Genomic DNA, 16,600 nt, shown 5'->3' on the forward strand with positions numbered 1-16,600 from the left:
ACGAGCTCCTTCAATCCAGCGCGATAGGGCGGAACACCCGGGCGCGCAGCAGGCGTCCGAGCAGGTCGGTGAAATCGAGGTCGGGTTGTATCGCCAGGGCCCGGGCGGAAGCGTGGTCGAGGCTGTCGCCGGCGGCGCAGGCGTCGAGGAACACGCAGCCCGCGCGCTCCAGCGCCTGATGCGTGACGCCTTCCGGGGCGCCGGTCAATAGCGTGCCTTCGCCTTGCCACGGCACCTGGTCGTGCCAGTCCAGCCCCTCGCGGTTGTAGTGCCAGAGGCTGTAGGCCGGATGGCTTTCGCACCAGCGCCAGCGCGCCGCGCCGCGTGGCGCCAGGTTCAGGTTGGCGAGGTCGCTGGCGGTGACACCTGTCAGCGCTGCCAGGTCCAGTGCCGGTTCGTCATGGGCGCAGAAAACGCTGAGCCAGTCGTGATCGAGGCGAGCGACGTCGGCCAGCCAGGGCAGCTCGGCGAGGTTGGCCAACCGGGCGAGCCAGGCGGGAAAGTCCGCGCCATAGAGCACCAGGCGGGCATCACCGGGTGGTGAGCGCAACGCGTAGTCACGGGCTGCCGCCTGCATCCAGTCGCTGCCGACCAGGCGCTCGACACTGGGGAAATTGGCGCACAGGGCATCGACACAACCCTTGAGCACGGTATTGCGGTATACGGCGAACGCCGGTTGTGCGGTCAGTTGCAGCAGGGCAGGGGCCGGGCGCTGGTAAAGCGCTTCGACGAAGGCGTCCTGGAATTCTTCGAGTTTCATGGGCATTCCTCCGCCTGGTCGAGTAGCGCCTGGGCCGTTTCACGTTCATCCAGCAATTCGCTGAACGCGGGAATGGCATCGTCGCGCTCGATCAGGGTCGGGCGCGGGCCGATGCGCTGGATCAGTTGCCGGTACAGGTCCCACACCGCTCCGGCAACGGGAGCGGCGTGCGAATCGATCAGCAGGCTGCCGGTGTCGTCTTCGCTGAAACCGGCCAGATGGATTTCGGCGATCAGTGCGGCGGGAATCCGCTCCAGCCAGGCACTGGCGTCGTAATCGAGGTTATGGGCGCTGACATGGACGTTGTTGATGTCCAGCAGCAGGGCGCAGCCGGTACGCCGGGTGAGTTCGACGAGGAAGTCGATCTCGTCCCGGTCGTGTCCGTCCAGACGCAGGTAGTGGGTGGGGTTTTCAATCGCGATCCGCCGACCCAGCGCCTCCTGGGTGCGCTGGATGTTGTCGGCGATACGCCCGAGTGCCTCGCTGGTGCGTGGAAAGGGCAGCAGGTCCGGGTGATAGCTCCCACGCCAGGCCGACCAGGCCAGGTGTTCGGAAACCAGCAGCGGATCGACCAGATCCACCAGTTCGCGGAGGCGGCGCAGATGCTCTTCATCCGGGCGTGTATCCGCCGCCAGCGACAGCGAGACACCGTGCAGCGACAGCGGATGACGTTCGCCGATCCGCTGCAGCCAGGCGCGACGCGGGCCGCCAACCATGTAGTTTTCCGGATGGACCTCGAACCACAGGCCCTCGGCCGTGCAGGTCAGGGCCTCGGCGTAATGCTGCGCCTTGAGTCCGAGGCCGGCACCGATTCGCTTGCACGGGGTCATGGCTGGCGCTCCGGGTCAGGACTTGAGCGGGGTCAGCGAGCCCATGCCGGTGGGCGTCTTGATCGAAGTGCAGGTACCGGCGGGAACGTTCTTCCAGGCATCGCCCTGGTAGTCCTTTTTCGACGTACCGGCGCAGGAGGTGCCGGCGCCGGCCTTGCAGTCGTTCTTGCCGGCCATGGCCACGCCGTAGCATTTCTCCATGGCCGGGGCCTGGGCCTTCATGTCGTCGGCATGCACGGTACCGGCCAGGGCGGCGAGGGCCAGGGCGGCGGTGGCGAGGGTGAGATTGTTCATGGTGCTGTCTCCACAGGGTTGGATGGCCCCGGTGATTTACCGGCGGCTCGTGGAGTAGTTCGCCGGGGAATCGGGAACGGTTACAGCGTGCGGAAAATTTTTTTTGAGATTCCTTCGCCGCTCTCCTACTGTTCCATCCCGTGCCGTGTTTCCCGGCCAACAAAAGGAATGTCCCATGGGTGTAACCTGGTCGGCCAATGCAACGAACTAGTCCATATGACGCCCTGAGCGCGCGCGAGGCGCAGTTGCACAGCCTGCTGCTGCGAGGGATGGCCGGCGATGCGCTGGCGTACCGCGATTTCCTCGCCGCCCTGGCCGTTCACCTGCGTGGTTTCCTGCGCCGACGCCTCGCGCAGCGTCCGGAGGAGGTCGAAGACCTGCTGCAGGAAGTGCTGCTGGCGGTGCACAATGCCCGCCATACCTATCAGGCCGGGCAACCCCTGACTGCGTGGGTGCAGGCCATCGCCCGCTACAAGCTGGCCGATCATTTCCGTGGCTTCGCCCGGCGTGACGCGTTGCATGATCCGCTTGGTGATGACGACGCACTGTTCGGCGACGGGGATGAAGAGGCGAGCGATGCCCGGCGTGATCTCGACAGGCTGCTGGAGCAGTTGCCCGAGCGCCAGCGCCTGCCGATCGTCCATGTCAAGGTCGAGGGTCTGTCGGTCGAGGAGGCGGCGCGCCTGACCGGGATGTCCGGTTCGGCAGTCAAGGTCGGCATCCATCGCGGGCTGAAGGCGCTGGCGAGCATGATTCGAGGAAAGGGTAGCGATGAAGACCGATGAACTGATCAACCTGCTGGCCAGTGGCGAAGGTCCGGTGGATCGTCATGCCTTGTTGCGACGCCTGGGCCTGGCCTTGCTTGGCGGCGGCCTGGGGGCCTTGCTGCTGACCATGACGCTGTATGGCGTGCGCAGCGACCTGGCGAGCGTGGCGCCGACCCCGCTGTTCTGGGGCAAGGTGGCGCTGCCGGCCAGCCTGGCGTTGCTGGCGCTGACCCTGACCCGGCGCCTGGCCCGGCCCGGAGTGAAGGGCGGAGCGGTCTGGGCCTTGCTGGCCGTGCCGATCGTGCTGGTCTGGCTGGGCGCAGCATCGAGTCTGGCCGGAGCGGCGCCGCAGGCTCGATCCGAACTGATCTTCGGCAGTACCTGGCGTACCTGTGCACTGAACATCGGGCTGTTGTCGCTGCCGACCTTCATCGGCGTGTTCTGGGCCTTGCGCGGCCTGGCACCCACTCGCCTGCGCCAGGCCGGTGCGGCCGCCGGCCTGCTGGCCGGGAGCACGGCGACCCTCGCCTATTGCCTGCACTGCCCGGAAATGGGCATTCCGTTCTGGGGCATCTGGTACCTGCTGGGCATGCTCCTGCCCACCTTGCTGGGCGCGGCCCTCGGGCCGCGCCTGTTGCGCTGGTAGTCAGCGACCGTCGCGCTCGCGTACCCAGAACAGCGTCGCACCGGCCACCGCCGCCGGCATCATCAGGATATTCACGAACGGCACCAGCAGTGCCAGGTAGGTGATGCCGCCAAAGCTCAGGCTTTGCCAGCGCTTGGCGCGCAGCCAGGCGAGCATGTCCTGCCAGCTCATCTTGTTGTTGTCCGCCGGGTAGTCGATGTATTGGATCGCCATCATCCAGATGCCGAACAGCAGCCACAGCGGCGCGGCGATGATGTTCACCACCGGGATGAACGACAGGATGAACAGGCCCAGGGCCCGCGGCACGAAGTAGCCGAGCTTGCGCATCTCGCGGCCGAAGGTGCGTGGCACCATGGCCACCAGCTCGCCCCAGCTGAAGGGCGGGAAGTCATCCTTGCCGCGTACCACCACCTCGACCTTTTCCGCCAGGAAGCCGTTGAACGGTGCGGCGATGATGTTCGCCAGCAGGGTGAAGGTGAAGAACACCATCAGCACCACCAGTATCACGAACAGTGGCCAGAGGATGTAGGTGAGGAAACCCAGCCAGTCGGGCAGGGTAGGCATCAGCGCATCGACCCATAGGGCGAACTGATGCCCGGCCAGGTAGACAAGGCCAGTGAAGAGCAGCAGGTTGATTGCCAGCGGCAGCAGCACGAACAGACGCAGGCCGGGGCTCAGGACCAGTTTCAGGCCCTCGCGCAGGTATTGCGGGCCAGACAGAACGGGGGCTTGCATAAAGGGCTCCGGGGATGGAAAACGCGCCGACCTTACCGAGTTTGGCCACCTGACGAAAGCTGACCGATGGCCAGGAAACCGGGTGTAACAATTCCTCGGAAGGATAGGTCATAGCTAAAGAGACACACTCCGAGGGCCTATATAGAGCAAGTCTATAAGGTGGATTGTTTAAGGATATTTCCTTAATCTCTGGGCCCTCGCTACAGTGCGCACATTCTTTTTCAACGCCTTCGAATCCACGGTTCTCAAGGAGTTCCCATGAGCATTCTGGTCAACAAGCAAGCCCCCGATTTCGACGCCGCAGCGGTGCTGGGCGACGGTTCGATCGTCGACAGCTTCAAGCTCTCGTCCCTGCGCGGCAAATACGTCGTGCTGTTCTTCTGGCCGCTGGACTTCACCTTCGTCTGCCCGTCGGAAATCATCGCCCACAACAACCGCATGGCGCGTTTCCGCGAGCTGGGCGTTGAAGTGGTCGGCGTGTCCATCGACTCGCAGTTCACCCACCATGCCTGGCGCAGCACGCCGGTAGAGAAGGGTGGCATCGGTGCGGTCGAGTTCACCATGGTCGCCGACGTCAAGCACGAGATCACCCGCGCCTACGGTGTCGAGCACGACGATGGCGTGGCCCTGCGTGCATCGTTCCTGATCGACCAGCAAGGCGTGGTGCAGCACCAGGTGGTGAACAACCTGCCACTGGGTCGCGAAGTGGACGAAATGATCCGTCTGGTCGAAGCCTTGCAATTTACCGAGCAACATGGCGAAGTCTGCCCCGCCGGCTGGCGTCCTGGCCAGAAAGGCATGAAGGCTGACGCCCAGGGTGTCGCCGATTACCTGGCGGAAAACGCCAAGAGCCTGTAAGGCCTTCGCCGCAACGGTTTTCAGAACCTGTCGCGATAGGTCTTCCCCAAGGCTCGGCAGGTTCTTTTTTATTCTTCGGGGTTGGCAGTCATTCAGCGCCGGCCCGACAGGAGCGTGTCATGTCCGAAGTACGTCATTCCCGCGTCATCATCCTGGGCTCCGGCCCTGCCGGCTACAGTGCTGCGGTCTACGCGGCGCGGGCCAACCTCAAGCCGCTGCTGATCACCGGCATGCAGGCTGGCGGCCAGCTGACCACCACCACCGAGGTCGACAACTGGCCGGGCGACCCCCACGGCCTGACCGGCCCGGCCCTGATGCAGCGCATGCAGGAACACGCCGAGCGGTTCGAGACCGAAATCGTCTTCGACCACATCAACGAAGTGGCCCTGCAGCAAAAGCCGTTCACCCTCAAGGGCGACAGCGGTACCTACACCTGTGACGCGCTGATCATCGCTACCGGCGCCAGCGCCCGCTACCTGGGCCTGCCATCGGAAGAGGCGTTCATGGGCAAGGGCGTTTCCGCCTGCGCAACCTGCGACGGTTTCTTCTATCGCAACAAGCCGGTAGCCGTGGTCGGTGGCGGCAACACGGCCGTGGAAGAAGCGCTGTACCTGGCCAACATCGCCAGCAAGGTGACCCTGATCCACCGTCGCGAAACCTTCCGCGCCGAGAAGATCCTGATCGACAAGCTGCATGCCCGGGTTGCCGAAGGCAAGATCGAACTCAAGCTCAATGCCACCCTGGACGAAGTCCTGGGCGACAACATGGGCGTCACCGGTGCGCGCCTGAAGAACAACGACGGCAGCTTCGACGAGATCAAGGTGGACGGCGTGTTCATCGCCATCGGCCACACCCCGAACACCTCGCTGTTCGAAGGCCAGCTCGAACTGAAGGACGGCTACATGGTGGTTGCCGGCGGCCGTGAAGGCAACGCCACCGCGACCAACATCGAAGGCGTGTTCGCCGCAGGCGACGTGGCCGACCACGTGTACCGCCAGGCGATCACCTCGGCCGGTGCCGGTTGCATGGCCGCGCTGGATGTCGAGCGCTACCTGGACGGTCTGCAGAACGCTTCGTTCTGATCGACGCAAAAAAGCCGCGAAGGGCCTGAGGGTCCTTCGCGGCTTTTTCATGTCCGGGTGCCGTCAATACACCCGCTCCAGCCCCGCCTCCGTTTCCTTGCCGCGCTTGCGGCAGACGATGATCCCCACCAGCGACACACCCATCGCCAGCATCAGGGTACTGGTCGCTTCGGCACGATGTTCAGGCGTCACCACCAGTACGGCCAGCGCTGCCGAAATGAACAGGATCACGCCGTAGGTCAGCCAGGGGAACAGCCACATCTTCAGGACCAGCGCATCGCCGTGCAGGCGGCGCATGCGCAACTGTGAAATGGCGATTGCCAGGTACACCAGCAGGGCGATCGCCCCCGAACTGGACAGCAGGAAGTCGAACAGGCTGGCCGGGGCGAAGTGGTTGAGGGCGGCAATGAAGGCACCCACCGCCGCGGTCACCAGTACCGCCGTGCGTGGCACGCCATTGCGCGAGGTGCGCGCCGCTGCAGCCGGCGCGTCCTTGCGGCGGGCCAGGGAGTAGAGCATGCGCGAGGCGATGTAGATCGACGAGTTCATGCAGCTGGTCACCGCCACCAGCACCACCAGGTCGACGATCAGCTTGGCATAGGGCACGTCCAGCAGTTCCAGGGCGCGCTGGTACGAGCCGACCGTCGCCAGTTGCGGATCGCTCCACGGCACCACGGAAATCACCACCATGATCGACAGCAGGTAGAACACGCCGATACGCCAGATCACCGAGCGCGTGGCCTTGGCGATATTGCGCGACGGTTCGCCGGATTCGGCGGCTGCGATGGTCACCGACTCGGTGCCGATGAAGCTGAACATGATGGTAATGAAGGCGCCGACCACGGCGGTCATGCCGTTGGGGGCGAAACCGCCGTGCTCCTTCATCACGTTGAACAGCCCGGCGCCTTCATGGTTGGGCACCCAGCCGGTCAGCGCGGCAGCGCCGAAGCCGATGAACAGGATGATCGCGGTGACCTTGAGCAGGGCGAACCAGAACTCGAACTCGCCGTACTTGGCCACGCCGAACAGGTTGGTGATGCTCAGCAGCAGCACCGAGGCCAGGGCGTAGATCCAGCTATCGATACCGGGAAACCACTGGTTGAGGATGTAACCGGCGGCAAGCGCCTCGATGGGCACCACCAGCACCCAGAACCACCAGTACAGCCAGCCGATGGTGAAACCGGCCCAGCCACCGATGGCCTTCTCGGCATAGGTGGAAAACGAGCCGGTGTCCGGGTTGGCCACGGCCATTTCGCCGAGCATGCGCATGACCAGCACCACCAGGGTGCCGGCGGCCAGGTAAGCGAGGATCACTGCAGGTCCGGCTGCGGCGATGGCATGGCCGGAGCCGACGAACAATCCGGCGCCGATGATCCCGGCGATTGACAGCATGGTGACGTGGCGGGGCTTGAAGCCGGCGGACAGTTGTCCACCGTGGGAGTCGTTCGGGCTCGACATACTCTGCTCTTGTTGGATGAGGATTATCGGGGCAGAGACAAGGCAGCGACGCTCAAGGGCGTGCCTCTACGCGTGTTGTTATGAGCCGGTAGCGGTCCGGCGCAGCTACCTTACCGCGAGGCAGGGCGGGCAAATTGACCCGGTTGCGGCTTGGGGCTTTCCGATTGCGACATGCAGAAAGGCAGACGCGGGCCCTGTGGGAGCGGGTTCACCCGCGATTGCAATGGTGAATCCACCACCGCAATCGCGGCGGTTCGGCGTTCCGATGAACCCGCTCCCACAGGGCCCGCGTCGCTTTTGATATTTATCAGAGGCTCAGGCGCATCGACAGGTCCACCGCCTTTACGTCCTTGGTCATCGCACCGATCGAGATGTAGTCCACCCCGGTCTCGGCAATCACGCGCAGGGTGCTGTCGTTGATCCCGCCGCTGGCCTCCAGCCTGGCGCGACCGGCGGTGATGCGTACCGCTTCGCGCATTTCATCCAGGCTCAGTTCGTCGAGCATGATGATGTCGGCGCCGCCGTTCAGGGCCTGTTGCAGCTCGTCCAGGCTTTCCACCTCGACTTCCACCGGCTTGCCCGGGGCGATGCGCCGCGCGGCACCAATGGCTTCGGCGATGCCGCCACAGGCGGCGATGTGGTTTTCCTTGATCAGGAAGGCATCGAACAGGCCGATGCGGTGGTTATGGCAACCACCGCAGGTGACCGCGTACTTCTGCGCCAGGCGCAGGCCGGGGAGGGTCTTGCGCGTATCGAGCAGTTGTACCCGGGTATCGGCGACCTTGTCGGCCAGGGCCCGGGCATGGGTGGCCACACCCGACAGCATCTGCAGGAAATTCAGCGCGCTGCGTTCGCCGGTCAGCAGCGAGCGTGCCGGACCTTCCAGGTGGAACAGCGCCTGGTTGGCCACCGCGCGCTGGCCGTCCTGCACCTGCCAATGCACTGCCACCCGCGGATCGAGCTGGCGGAACACCGCATCGACCCAGGCCGTACCGGCGATCACGCAGTCCTCGCGGGTAATGATGGTGGCCTTGGCCAGGCGTTCGGCAGGGATCAGTTGCGCGGTGATATCGCCGCTGCCGACATCTTCGAGCAACGCACGGCGCACGTTGGCTTCGATTTCGGCGGTCAGATCGGCGAGGCGTAGGTTCGGCATGACGAGCTCCACAAGCAAAGTGGCCGGGATTATAGGGCAGGCCGGGGCGTGCGCGCAGCAGCCGGTGGGCATTGCGTCCGGCAGTTGCCTTTGGTCGGGAAAGTTGAGCGTTTTTCCTGCCACGACGGTCTACCCGGGGCTGGAGTTCCGCGCGTTGTCCCTCTGGCAAACGGAAATTAATTTCAAGATAATGCGCGACCTATATTTGACGTCATGCTTTTGACGATCGCGAAACAGCCCCCAACAAGGAGACCGGGATGCACAAAGACGGGAAGGTTGTGCCCTTTCGCAGCCTCGCCAGCCAGGCGGTGCCCGCGCCTGTCGTCCGTCTGCCGGTCGCCCTGCTGCATGTTCGCGACCGGGCGGCATTGCAGTTGCGCCAGTCCCTTCAAGTGCTGTTCGACAATGCCGACGACACGCTCTTCGAAATGGCCGACAAGGCCACCGGGAGCAAGGAGCGCAACCTGCTGTTCGAGGCCATGCGCGACCTGCGGCACAAGCGCAAGAGCATCGAGCGCGGTTTTCTCGACAGCTTCTATGCCGCGTTCATGGAAGCCGGCCATGGTGACCCGTTGGCCGCCCTGCCGGCGCGAGCGGCGCTGCCTGGTACGCTCGGCCTGATTGTCGGCGATGAACTGGAACGCGCCGTGGCGGTGGATGGCATGGTCGCACGGGTGATGAATCGCGATGGTCTTGCCCTCGGGCAACTGACCCGACGTCTCAACAGCCTGCTGCAGCAACCCCTCGACGATCGCAGTAATCCGTTGGGCCCGACCCTGCTTTGCGAGTATTTCCTGCATGCCGGGCGCAGCCTTGGCGTGGGCATCAAGGTCAAGCTGGTCCTGCTCAAGCTGTTCGAGCGCTATGTGCTGCGCGAAGCCGACCAGCTTTATGACGAGGCCAACCAGGCGCTGGCCGACAGCGGCGTTCTTCCCGAGCTGCAGGCGCCGCCGCGCCGCCGCGCCCAGGACCGTATCCGCGTGGAAACCCGGGCGCCGGCCAACGAAGTGGCGGACAGCCCGGACGCTGAGCAAACCGATGCCGCGACCCAGGCGCTGTTCTCCTCGTTGCAGTCACTGTTGCGTCCGGTACGCGGACGTCTGGCCCCGCGCCTGGGAGGCGCTCCGGTGCGCCCGATCAGCAGCCGCGACCTGCTGCGGCTGCTGACCCACCTGCAACGCTACGTGCCGGCGGAACTGGAGCACGAGGACTTCGACCTGCGTCACCACCTGGAGCAACTCTTGACCCGGCTCAGCGTGCAGAGCGGCCAAGGGCGCCGTCTCGACGCCGGCGACGAGGACGTGATCAACCTGATCGCCATGCTCTTCGACTTCATTCTTCGCGACCGCAACCTGCCGCACTCCTTGCGGATCCTGATCGGCCGCCTGCAGATTCCCATGCTCAAGGCGGCCTTGCTCGACAAGCGCCTGTTCAGCCGCGCCACCCACCCGGCGCGGCGCTTGCTCAATGAAGTGGCCGCCGCCGCCATGGGTTGGGACAAGCGTGGCGACCCTCAGCGCGACAGTCTTTACCAGCACGTGGAGCGGATGGTGCAGCGGTTGCTCGACGACTTCGATGACGACCCGGCGATTTTCGCCGAGCTCCTCGAGGATTTCCTCGCCTTCATCAACGACGAGCGGCGCCGTACCGAACTGCTGGAGCAACGTACCCGCGATGCCGAAGAGGGGCGCGCCCGCACCGAGCAAGGTCGAGGGCGGGTCCAGCACGAGCTCAACCGGCGGCTGCAGGGCAGGAACTTGCCGCGCATCGTGATAAGGATGCTGGAGGAAGCCTGGAGCCAGGTGTTGCTGCTGGCCTGGCTCAAGCATGGCGAAGACTCGTCGCCATGGCGCGAGGCGCTGCAGACCATGGACGAGTTGCTATGGAGCGTCGGGCCGCTGGAACTGCCGGAAGATCGCCAACAGTTGCTGGTGCGTGTACCAGGTCTGCTCAAGGCGCTGCGCGATGGCCTGGGCGGTGTGGTGTTCGATCCGTTTGCCACCAGCGAATTCTTCGCTGCCCTGGAGTTGCTGCATATCGGCGCGTTCGATCCCTCGGGCCGCCAGGGCGAGGCGCAGGCGGGCACCGAGCGGGTACTGGTGCGCGACGAAATCATCCTCCAGGACCCGGAACATGGAGCGCCTTGCGATAGCCAGGCGCTGCTGGCTGCGGACGATCCGCAGCTGTTGCGGGTTCGTGCCTTGCAACCCGGAGCCTGGATCGAGCTGCAGGAGGATGGGCAAACCCTGCGCTGCAAGTTGATCGGCCTGTTCGATGACAGCGACCGCTATGTGTTCGTCAATCGCAGCGGCATGAAGGTTCGCGAATGGACTGGCATGGGCCTGGCGGCGGCGTTGCAGCGAGGTGATGCAAGGCTGCTCGACGCCAGCCTGCTGTTCGACCGTGCCCTGGAGTCGGTGGTCGGCCAACTGCGGCGCGAGCGCCAGTGAAGCCTCACACTTTTTAACGATACAGGGCGGCTCGGCTCGGGGCATACTGCGCGGGTGCCCTCGTGTTTACGGACTTTCTATGCAGCTGGATCGCACTACAGGCTGGTTCGCTGGCGTTACCCATTGCCCTTCCCCCAACTTCAATGCCCGCCCCGATGGCGAGGCCATTGCCCTGCTGGTGATCCACAACATCAGCCTGCCACCCGGGCAATTCTCTACCGGCAAGGTCCAGGCCTTCTTCCAGAACCGCCTCGACCCCGCCGAACATCCCTTTTTCGAGACTATCAAGGATCTGCGCGTGTCGGCTCACTTCCTGATCGAGCGCGACGGCGGGGTCACCCAGTTCGTTTCCTGCCTCGACCGTGCCTGGCATGCCGGGGTCTCGCGCTTTGGCGAACGTGAGGGCTGCAACGATTTTTCCATCGGCATCGAGCTGGAGGGCACCGACGATCTGCCCTACAGCGATGCCCAATATGTGGCGCTGGAGTGCCTGGCCCGGCAACTGCGCGCGGCCTGGCCGGCGCTCGATGGCGAACGGATCTGCGGTCATAGCGATATCGCCCCGGGGCGCAAGACCGACCCGGGCCCGGCCTTCGACTGGGAGCGCTTGCGTGCCAGCCTGCGAGCCCCGCTATATGGCAAGGAGAACTGATCGATGACGTTCCTGGTTTTGCTGCTGATGCTGTGGGTCGAGAAATTCTCGGGCCTGCGCGCCCGCGTGCAGCGTGACGGTTTCTTCCTGGCCGAACTGGCGCGCCTGGAGCGTACCGGCAAGGTCCGGCCCTGGTGGGTGCTGGCGTTCCTGGTGCTGTGCCCGGTGCTGCTGGTGGCCTTGCTCCTGCATGTGCTGGACCCGGTAGCCTATGGCTTGCTGGCCTTGCCGGTGCATCTGCTGGTGCTTGTCTACAGCCTGGGACGCGGCGATGTGAAGGCGGCGCTCGGGCCGTTCCGCGATGCCTGGCGGCGCGGCGACGAGCAGGCGGCGGTGCATGTGGCCGAACGCGACCTGAAGGTGATTGCCGATGACGAGCAGAGCTTGTTGCACAAGGTCCAGGGCCACTTGCTATGGGACGCCTGCCAGAGCTTCTTCGTGGTGATCTTCTGGTATGTCCTGCTGGGGCCGGCGGCGGCCCTGGCCTATCGCCTGCTGGCGCTGGCTGCCGAGCATGCCGCCAGCCCGGCGGTGCAGGAGCGCGCCCGGCAACTGCGTCATGCCTTCGACTGGGCGCCGGTACGGGTACTGGCGGCGAGCTTCGCCCTGGTCGGCAACTTCGTTGCGGTGAGCCGGGTGATGCTGCATGAACTGCTCAACTGGCATGTCGCCGCGCCACGGTTGATCAGCATCGCCGGGCATGCGGCGGCAGAATTGCCGGCCACGGCGCCTGCGGGCGAGGCAGGGTTGGCGGGGCTGGACAAGATCTGGGAGCTGCTGCTGAGGTCGGCGGTGCTCTGGTATGCGTTCTTTGCCCTATGGACGGTGTTGGGGTGAGTGTCGGGACCGCAAAGCGGTCCCCAAAACTGACTACCTGGTCATTTACCTTAAGTTACAAAGCCTTTCTTCGATATGCGCTATACAGGATGCAGGAATGCCGTCGCTGGCTAACTGCCATCGCGCCAAGAACAATAAGAAATCGAAGGAGACGACCAGTGAAGAGCCTGTTGCGTCCGGCCATTGCCCTGATGAACCGCCTGAGCTTCGGCATGAAGTTCAGCCTGATCAGCGTGCTGTTCTTCCTGCCCATGCTGGTGACCAACTTCTATCTGGTCCGCGATTCCTACGCCAAATTCAATGCTACCCGCGACGAATTGCAGAGCCTCGACCTGCTGCGCGGCACCCTGGGTGTGCGCGGTGACCTGGAGACGCTTGGCAATCTGGTGCAGATCAATGCCGTGGTCGGCCAGTCGGGCAAGGCCGAGGATATCGAGGCGCGGATCGCCAGCCTCGGCCAGCAGGTGCAGGCCAGGCTCACTGCCCTGCAACCGGTGCACAGCGACGAAGCGCTGGTCAAGGCCTTCGCCGACAAGCGCGATGAACTGCTCGACGCCCTGCGTACCGCCCTGAACGAGTCCTCGCTGCCGGCCCAGGTCGCGCTGTTCGACAAGTTGCAGACCCCGGCGCAAAACCTGCCTCGCCTGGTCGCCAGCCAGTCCGGGCTTGGCCAGGACATCGATGGCGCGGTACGCCAGTTGACCGAATTGTTGATCACGGTAACGCCGCAGGTGACCCGGACCCTCGGCGAAGGCCGCGCCATGGGCTCCTATTCCCTGGCCCAGGGCTTTATCAACTCCACCGCCAGCACCCGCTTCGAAGACCTGCTGCTGCAACTGGAAAAACTCTCCGCCGACTACGCCATGAAAGTCGGCGAGGCGCTCGCCGCAGACCGCCAGGCCGAAGCCCGTCTTGGCGCCCAGGCTGCTGCCAGCCAGGCGTCGCTGAAACAGGCCTCGGAGTTGTTCGAAAGCCAGGTGGTGGTGGCGGAAACCCTGGATGCGCCCTGGACCGGGTTCTACCAGCGCACCACCGACCTGATGGCCCGTACCTACGAGCTGAACGAGGCCACGGTCGGCTTCCTCGACCAGCAGTTGCAAAGCCGCCTGGGCGATTATCGCAGCCATATGATCCTGCTGGTGGTGGCGCTGGCCACGGTGTTCCTGCTGGTGGTCTATCTCTACAGCGGCTTCTACGCCTCCACCCGCAACACCCTCGACAGCCTCGGCGCGGTCATGGACAAGGTGGCGGCAGGCGACATGACCGTCAGCTACGCCGTGCAGAGCCGTGATGAGCTGGGCGAACTGGGGCAGATGTTCAACGGCACGGTCAAGCGCATCCACGACCTGATCGAAAAGGTCGGCCACACCGTTGGCGAAGTCGAGCGCCAGGCCGAGCAGGTCCATGAGGTGTCGTCACGCAGCAACCAGGCGGTCAGCGGCCAGCGCGGGCAGATCGAACAGGTCGCGACTGCGATGAACCAGATGTCGGCGACCGCCCAGGAAGTGGCACGCAGCGCGGCGGCGGCGGTGAGCAGCGCCCATAGCGTCAACCAGGAAACCGTGACCGGTCGCAGCCTGGTGGAATCGCAGCAGGGCAGCATTGCCGGGCTGGCCCGGGAGATCGACCAGTCGGTAGCGGTGATCAACCAGTTGGTCAGTGACAGCCAGGCCATCAGCCGTGTGCTGGAGGTGATCAAGAGCATCGCCGAGCAGACCAACCTGCTGGCCCTCAACGCCGCCATCGAAGCGGCGCGGGCGGGCGAGCAGGGGCGTGGCTTCGCCGTGGTGGCGGATGAAGTGCGGACCCTGGCCAAGCGCACCCAGCAATCCACCGGCGAGATCGACGAAATGATCTCGCGCCTGCAGAACGGTGTCGGAGCGGCGGTGCGGGCGATGGACAGCAGTCACCAGATGGCTTCGGGTACGGTGAGCCAGTCGCAGCAGGTGCAGCAGGCGCTGGAGAATATCCTTGGCGCGATCGGCAGCATCGTCGACCAGAACCAGCAGATCGCCGCGGCGGTGGAGCAGCAGACGGCGGTGGCCCATGACATCGACCAGAACATCGTGCAGATCAACCGCGCGGCCGAGCACACCACCCAGGGCGCCCACCAGACCGAGGATGCCAGCCGCCAGTTGAGCAGCCAGGTGATGGAGTTGAAGCAGTTGATCGGGGCGTTCAGGGTCTGAGTAGTGCATGAACCGCGAGGGCCTCATCGCCGGCGTTGCCGGCGATGAGGCCCTCGCGGCCAGCCAAAAAGTTGGGAGGCATTCCGGCTACTGGCCTCTGCCAACACCCCAACCTCGACCCCCATGATCCCGGCCAGCGCCCTGGCAATCTCCGGCAGATGCAACGGGCTGTTCCTCACCCCCGGATACATCGCCGGCGCCATGTCCGGGGCATCGGTCTCCAGTACCACCGCGTCCAGCGGTAGACGCGGCAGCACCTTTTGCAGCCGCAGCGCCTGGGGCCAGGTCGCGGCGCCGCCCAGGCCAAGACAGAAGCCCAGCTTGATGTACTCCCGCGCCTCTTCGTAACTCCCGGCAAAGGCATGGATGATTCCGCCGCGCTTGAGCTTGAAGCGCTTGAGCGTGGCAATCACCGCCGCATGGCTGCGCCGTACATGCAGCAGCGCCGGTAGATCGAAATCCACCGCCAGTTGCAATTGCGCCTCGAACAGCGCCTGCTGCCGCTCGCGGTCCAGTTCCTCAAGGTAATAATCCAGGCCGAACTCACCCACGGCGCATAGCTGCGGATCTCCGCGTAACCGGGTAAGCCAGTCACCCAGTGCGAGCAGATGCTCCGGCCGATGATCGTCGAGATACACCGGATGCAGGCCGAACGCTGCATACAGCGAGGGCTCGGCCTTGACCAGGTCCCACAGCCGTTGCCAGTTGCCCTCGTACACCCCCAGCACCACCATCTTCTCGACCCCGCCTGCCCGCGCCGCCGCCAGCAGTTCGCGGCGGTCGGCGTCGAAGTCGGGGAAGTCAAGGTGGGTGTGGGTGTCGATCAGGCGCATGTCAGCCCTTGAAGATCCGCTGCTTGAAGGTTCGCGCCACGGCGTGGACACCGGGCTGGTAGTGCTTTTGTTCCACGGCGGCGAGGGCAAGTTCCAATGCGGTCTGGGCGATCAGGCCGTGCTGCTGCGCCATGGCGTTGACCGGCAAGGGCAGGAAATCCAGCAACTGGGTGTCGCCGAACGTGCCCAGGTGCAGGGCACGGGAATCCGCCGGGCGGGTCGAGAGCACGTCGAACACGCCTTGCAGCAGCACGTAGGAGGTGGTCACCAGGGCATCCGGCAGGCGGCCCTGCTCGGCCAGCAACTGGCTCATCAACTGGCGGCCGCATTCACGGCTGAAGGCATCGCCCTGGTACTGGCTGACCTTGCCGTCGAACGCATGCAGCGCCTGGTCGAAACCGCTGGCGCGGGCCTGGCTCACGCTCAGTTCGGCACGGGCGCCGATCAGGGCGATATTCGCCGGCTGCAGGTCCAGCAGGCTGCGGGTCAACTCCAGGCTGGCCGGCTGGTCGTCGCTGACCACCGAGCAGAACACCCGCGGATCCATGCTACGGTCCAGAGCGATGATCGGCAGGCCCTTGGCTTGCAGTTCGCGATAGCTGTCATCGCTCGGCGGCAGGCAACTGGCAACGAACAGCGCATCGCAGCGGCGGGCGCGGAACAGTTGCTGCAACTGGCGCTCGCTGTCCGGCTGGTCATCGCTGCTGGCGATCAGCAACTGGTAGCCGCGCGCCCGTGCGCCCTGCTCGAGACGCTTGGCGATGCAGGCGTAGCTGGGGTTTTCCAGGTCGGGAAGAATGAAACCGAGGGTTTTCGTGTGCCGGCTGCGCAGGCCGGCAGCCTGCGGATTGGGGGTGAAGCCGTGGGCTTCGACTACCGCGCGGACACGCTCGACGGTCGCATTGCTGATGCGTTGCTGCTCGGCCTTGCCGTTGATGACGTAGCTGGCGGTGGTCACGGAGACACCGGCCAGACGGGCTATATCGCTGAGTTTCACCAGATTTTCCTTGTTATATGCCGGGGCGGGCTGCGAAGCCTGACCGGTCATTGTCG

The 16,600-nt window shown here is 64.8% G+C and carries 16 protein-coding genes and 1 pseudogene; 9 read left to right on the forward strand and 8 right to left on the reverse strand.

The features are described from left to right. Window positions 1-10: 10 nt before the first annotated feature. The 3 genes from ACKLLE_RS08975 to ACKLLE_RS08985 are packed head-to-tail and all read right to left on the reverse strand — an operon-like array spanning window position 11 to window position 1,884. The gene (locus tag ACKLLE_RS08975; protein ID WP_420057669.1) at window positions 11-766 is read right to left on the reverse strand and encodes an HvfC/BufC N-terminal domain-containing protein; all 756 of its coding nucleotides are present in this window, start codon (window positions 764-766) and stop codon (window positions 11-13) included. Then, a complete protein-coding gene (gene bufB / locus ACKLLE_RS08980) occupies window positions 757-1,590 on the reverse strand; it encodes an MNIO family bufferin maturase (RefSeq protein WP_420057670.1) in 834 nt (277 codons plus the stop codon). Before bufB ends, ACKLLE_RS08975 begins: the two co-directional genes overlap by 10 nt. 15 nt (window positions 1,591-1,605) lie before the next feature. After that, window positions 1,606-1,884 carry a BufA1 family periplasmic bufferin-type metallophore gene (locus tag ACKLLE_RS08985; protein WP_064302702.1) on the reverse strand — a complete coding sequence of 93 codons (279 nt, stop codon included), beginning with the start codon at window positions 1,882-1,884 and terminating at the stop codon, window positions 1,606-1,608. 197 nt (window positions 1,885-2,081) lie between these two features. Between ACKLLE_RS08985 and ACKLLE_RS08990 the strand changes: the two genes are divergently transcribed. Further along, the gene (locus tag ACKLLE_RS08990; RefSeq protein ID WP_064302703.1) at window positions 2,082-2,669 is read left to right on the forward strand and encodes a sigma-70 family RNA polymerase sigma factor; all 588 of its coding nucleotides are present in this window, start codon (window positions 2,082-2,084) and stop codon (window positions 2,667-2,669) included. After that, a complete protein-coding gene (locus tag ACKLLE_RS08995; RefSeq protein WP_420057672.1) occupies window positions 2,656-3,297 on the forward strand; it encodes a DUF1109 domain-containing protein in 642 nt (213 codons plus the stop codon). Before ACKLLE_RS08990 ends, ACKLLE_RS08995 begins: the two co-directional genes overlap by 14 nt. Here the strand turns inward: ACKLLE_RS08995 and cysZ are convergent, their stop codons facing one another. Then, window positions 3,298-4,032, reverse strand: coding sequence for a sulfate transporter CysZ (gene cysZ / locus ACKLLE_RS09000; RefSeq protein WP_064302705.1), 735 nt, complete (start codon window positions 4,030-4,032; stop codon window positions 3,298-3,300). Between the two features lie 258 nt (window positions 4,033-4,290). On the opposite strand from cysZ, the gene ACKLLE_RS09005 reads away from it, so the two are divergent. Then, on the forward strand, window positions 4,291-4,890 hold the full coding sequence (locus tag ACKLLE_RS09005; RefSeq protein WP_009405814.1) for a peroxiredoxin: 600 nt from the start codon (window positions 4,291-4,293) through the stop codon (window positions 4,888-4,890). Between the two features lie 119 nt (window positions 4,891-5,009). Then, a complete protein-coding gene (gene trxB / locus ACKLLE_RS09010; protein ID WP_009405812.1) occupies window positions 5,010-5,972 on the forward strand; it encodes a thioredoxin-disulfide reductase in 963 nt (320 codons plus the stop codon). A gap of 63 nt (window positions 5,973-6,035) precedes the next feature. Here the strand turns inward: trxB and ACKLLE_RS09015 are convergent, their stop codons facing one another. Together ACKLLE_RS09015 and nadC are read right to left on the reverse strand one after the other, a co-directional pair. Next, a complete protein-coding gene (locus tag ACKLLE_RS09015) occupies window positions 6,036-7,430 on the reverse strand; it encodes an amino acid permease (RefSeq protein WP_009405810.1) in 1,395 nt (464 codons plus the stop codon). Window positions 7,431-7,737: 307 nt separating this feature from the next. Continuing rightward, on the reverse strand, window positions 7,738-8,586 hold the full coding sequence (gene nadC, locus ACKLLE_RS09020; RefSeq protein WP_009404447.1) for a carboxylating nicotinate-nucleotide diphosphorylase: 849 nt from the start codon (window positions 8,584-8,586) through the stop codon (window positions 7,738-7,740). A gap of 257 nt (window positions 8,587-8,843) precedes the next feature. On the opposite strand from nadC, the gene ACKLLE_RS09025 reads away from it, so the two are divergent. From ACKLLE_RS09025 to ACKLLE_RS09045, 5 genes and pseudogenes are all read left to right on the forward strand, one after another. After that, window positions 8,844-11,036 (forward strand): DUF1631 domain-containing protein, encoded by a 2,193-nt coding sequence (locus ACKLLE_RS09025; RefSeq protein ID WP_420057673.1) that lies wholly within the window; start codon window positions 8,844-8,846, stop codon window positions 11,034-11,036. Between the two features lie 79 nt (window positions 11,037-11,115). Beyond that, window positions 11,116-11,688: a 1,6-anhydro-N-acetylmuramyl-L-alanine amidase AmpD gene (ampD, locus tag ACKLLE_RS09030; protein ID WP_279897141.1), complete on the forward strand. Its 573-nt coding sequence runs from the start codon at window positions 11,116-11,118 to the stop codon at window positions 11,686-11,688. A gap of 3 nt (window positions 11,689-11,691) precedes the next feature. Beyond that, window positions 11,692-12,525 (forward strand): regulatory signaling modulator protein AmpE, encoded by an 834-nt coding sequence (ampE, locus tag ACKLLE_RS09035; protein WP_009404434.1) that lies wholly within the window; start codon window positions 11,692-11,694, stop codon window positions 12,523-12,525. 1,127 nt (window positions 12,526-13,652) lie between these two features. After that, window positions 13,653-13,859: pseudogene (locus ACKLLE_RS09040) on the forward strand (HAMP domain-containing protein); the annotation flags it as partial. Window positions 13,860-14,009: 150 nt separating this feature from the next. Continuing rightward, the gene (locus ACKLLE_RS09045) at window positions 14,010-14,714 is read left to right on the forward strand and encodes a methyl-accepting chemotaxis protein (protein WP_420057710.1); all 705 of its coding nucleotides are present in this window, start codon (window positions 14,010-14,012) and stop codon (window positions 14,712-14,714) included. A gap of 23 nt (window positions 14,715-14,737) precedes the next feature. Here the strand turns inward: ACKLLE_RS09045 and ACKLLE_RS09050 are convergent, their stop codons facing one another. Both ACKLLE_RS09050 and cra read right to left on the reverse strand, forming a co-directional pair. Next, entirely contained in the window at window positions 14,738-15,547 is an 810-nt protein-coding gene (locus ACKLLE_RS09050; protein ID WP_420057674.1) for a TatD family hydrolase, read from the reverse strand. 1 nt (window position 15,548) lies between these two features. Next, window positions 15,549-16,544 carry a catabolite repressor/activator gene (gene cra, locus ACKLLE_RS09055; protein ID WP_420057675.1) on the reverse strand — a complete coding sequence of 332 codons (996 nt, stop codon included), beginning with the start codon at window positions 16,542-16,544 and terminating at the stop codon, window positions 15,549-15,551. Between the last annotated feature and the right edge of the window lie 56 nt (window positions 16,545-16,600).

The organism is Pseudomonas bharatica (assembly GCF_048586865.1).
GTDB classification, from domain to species: Bacteria; Pseudomonadota; Gammaproteobacteria; order Pseudomonadales; family Pseudomonadaceae; genus Aquipseudomonas; species Aquipseudomonas bharatica.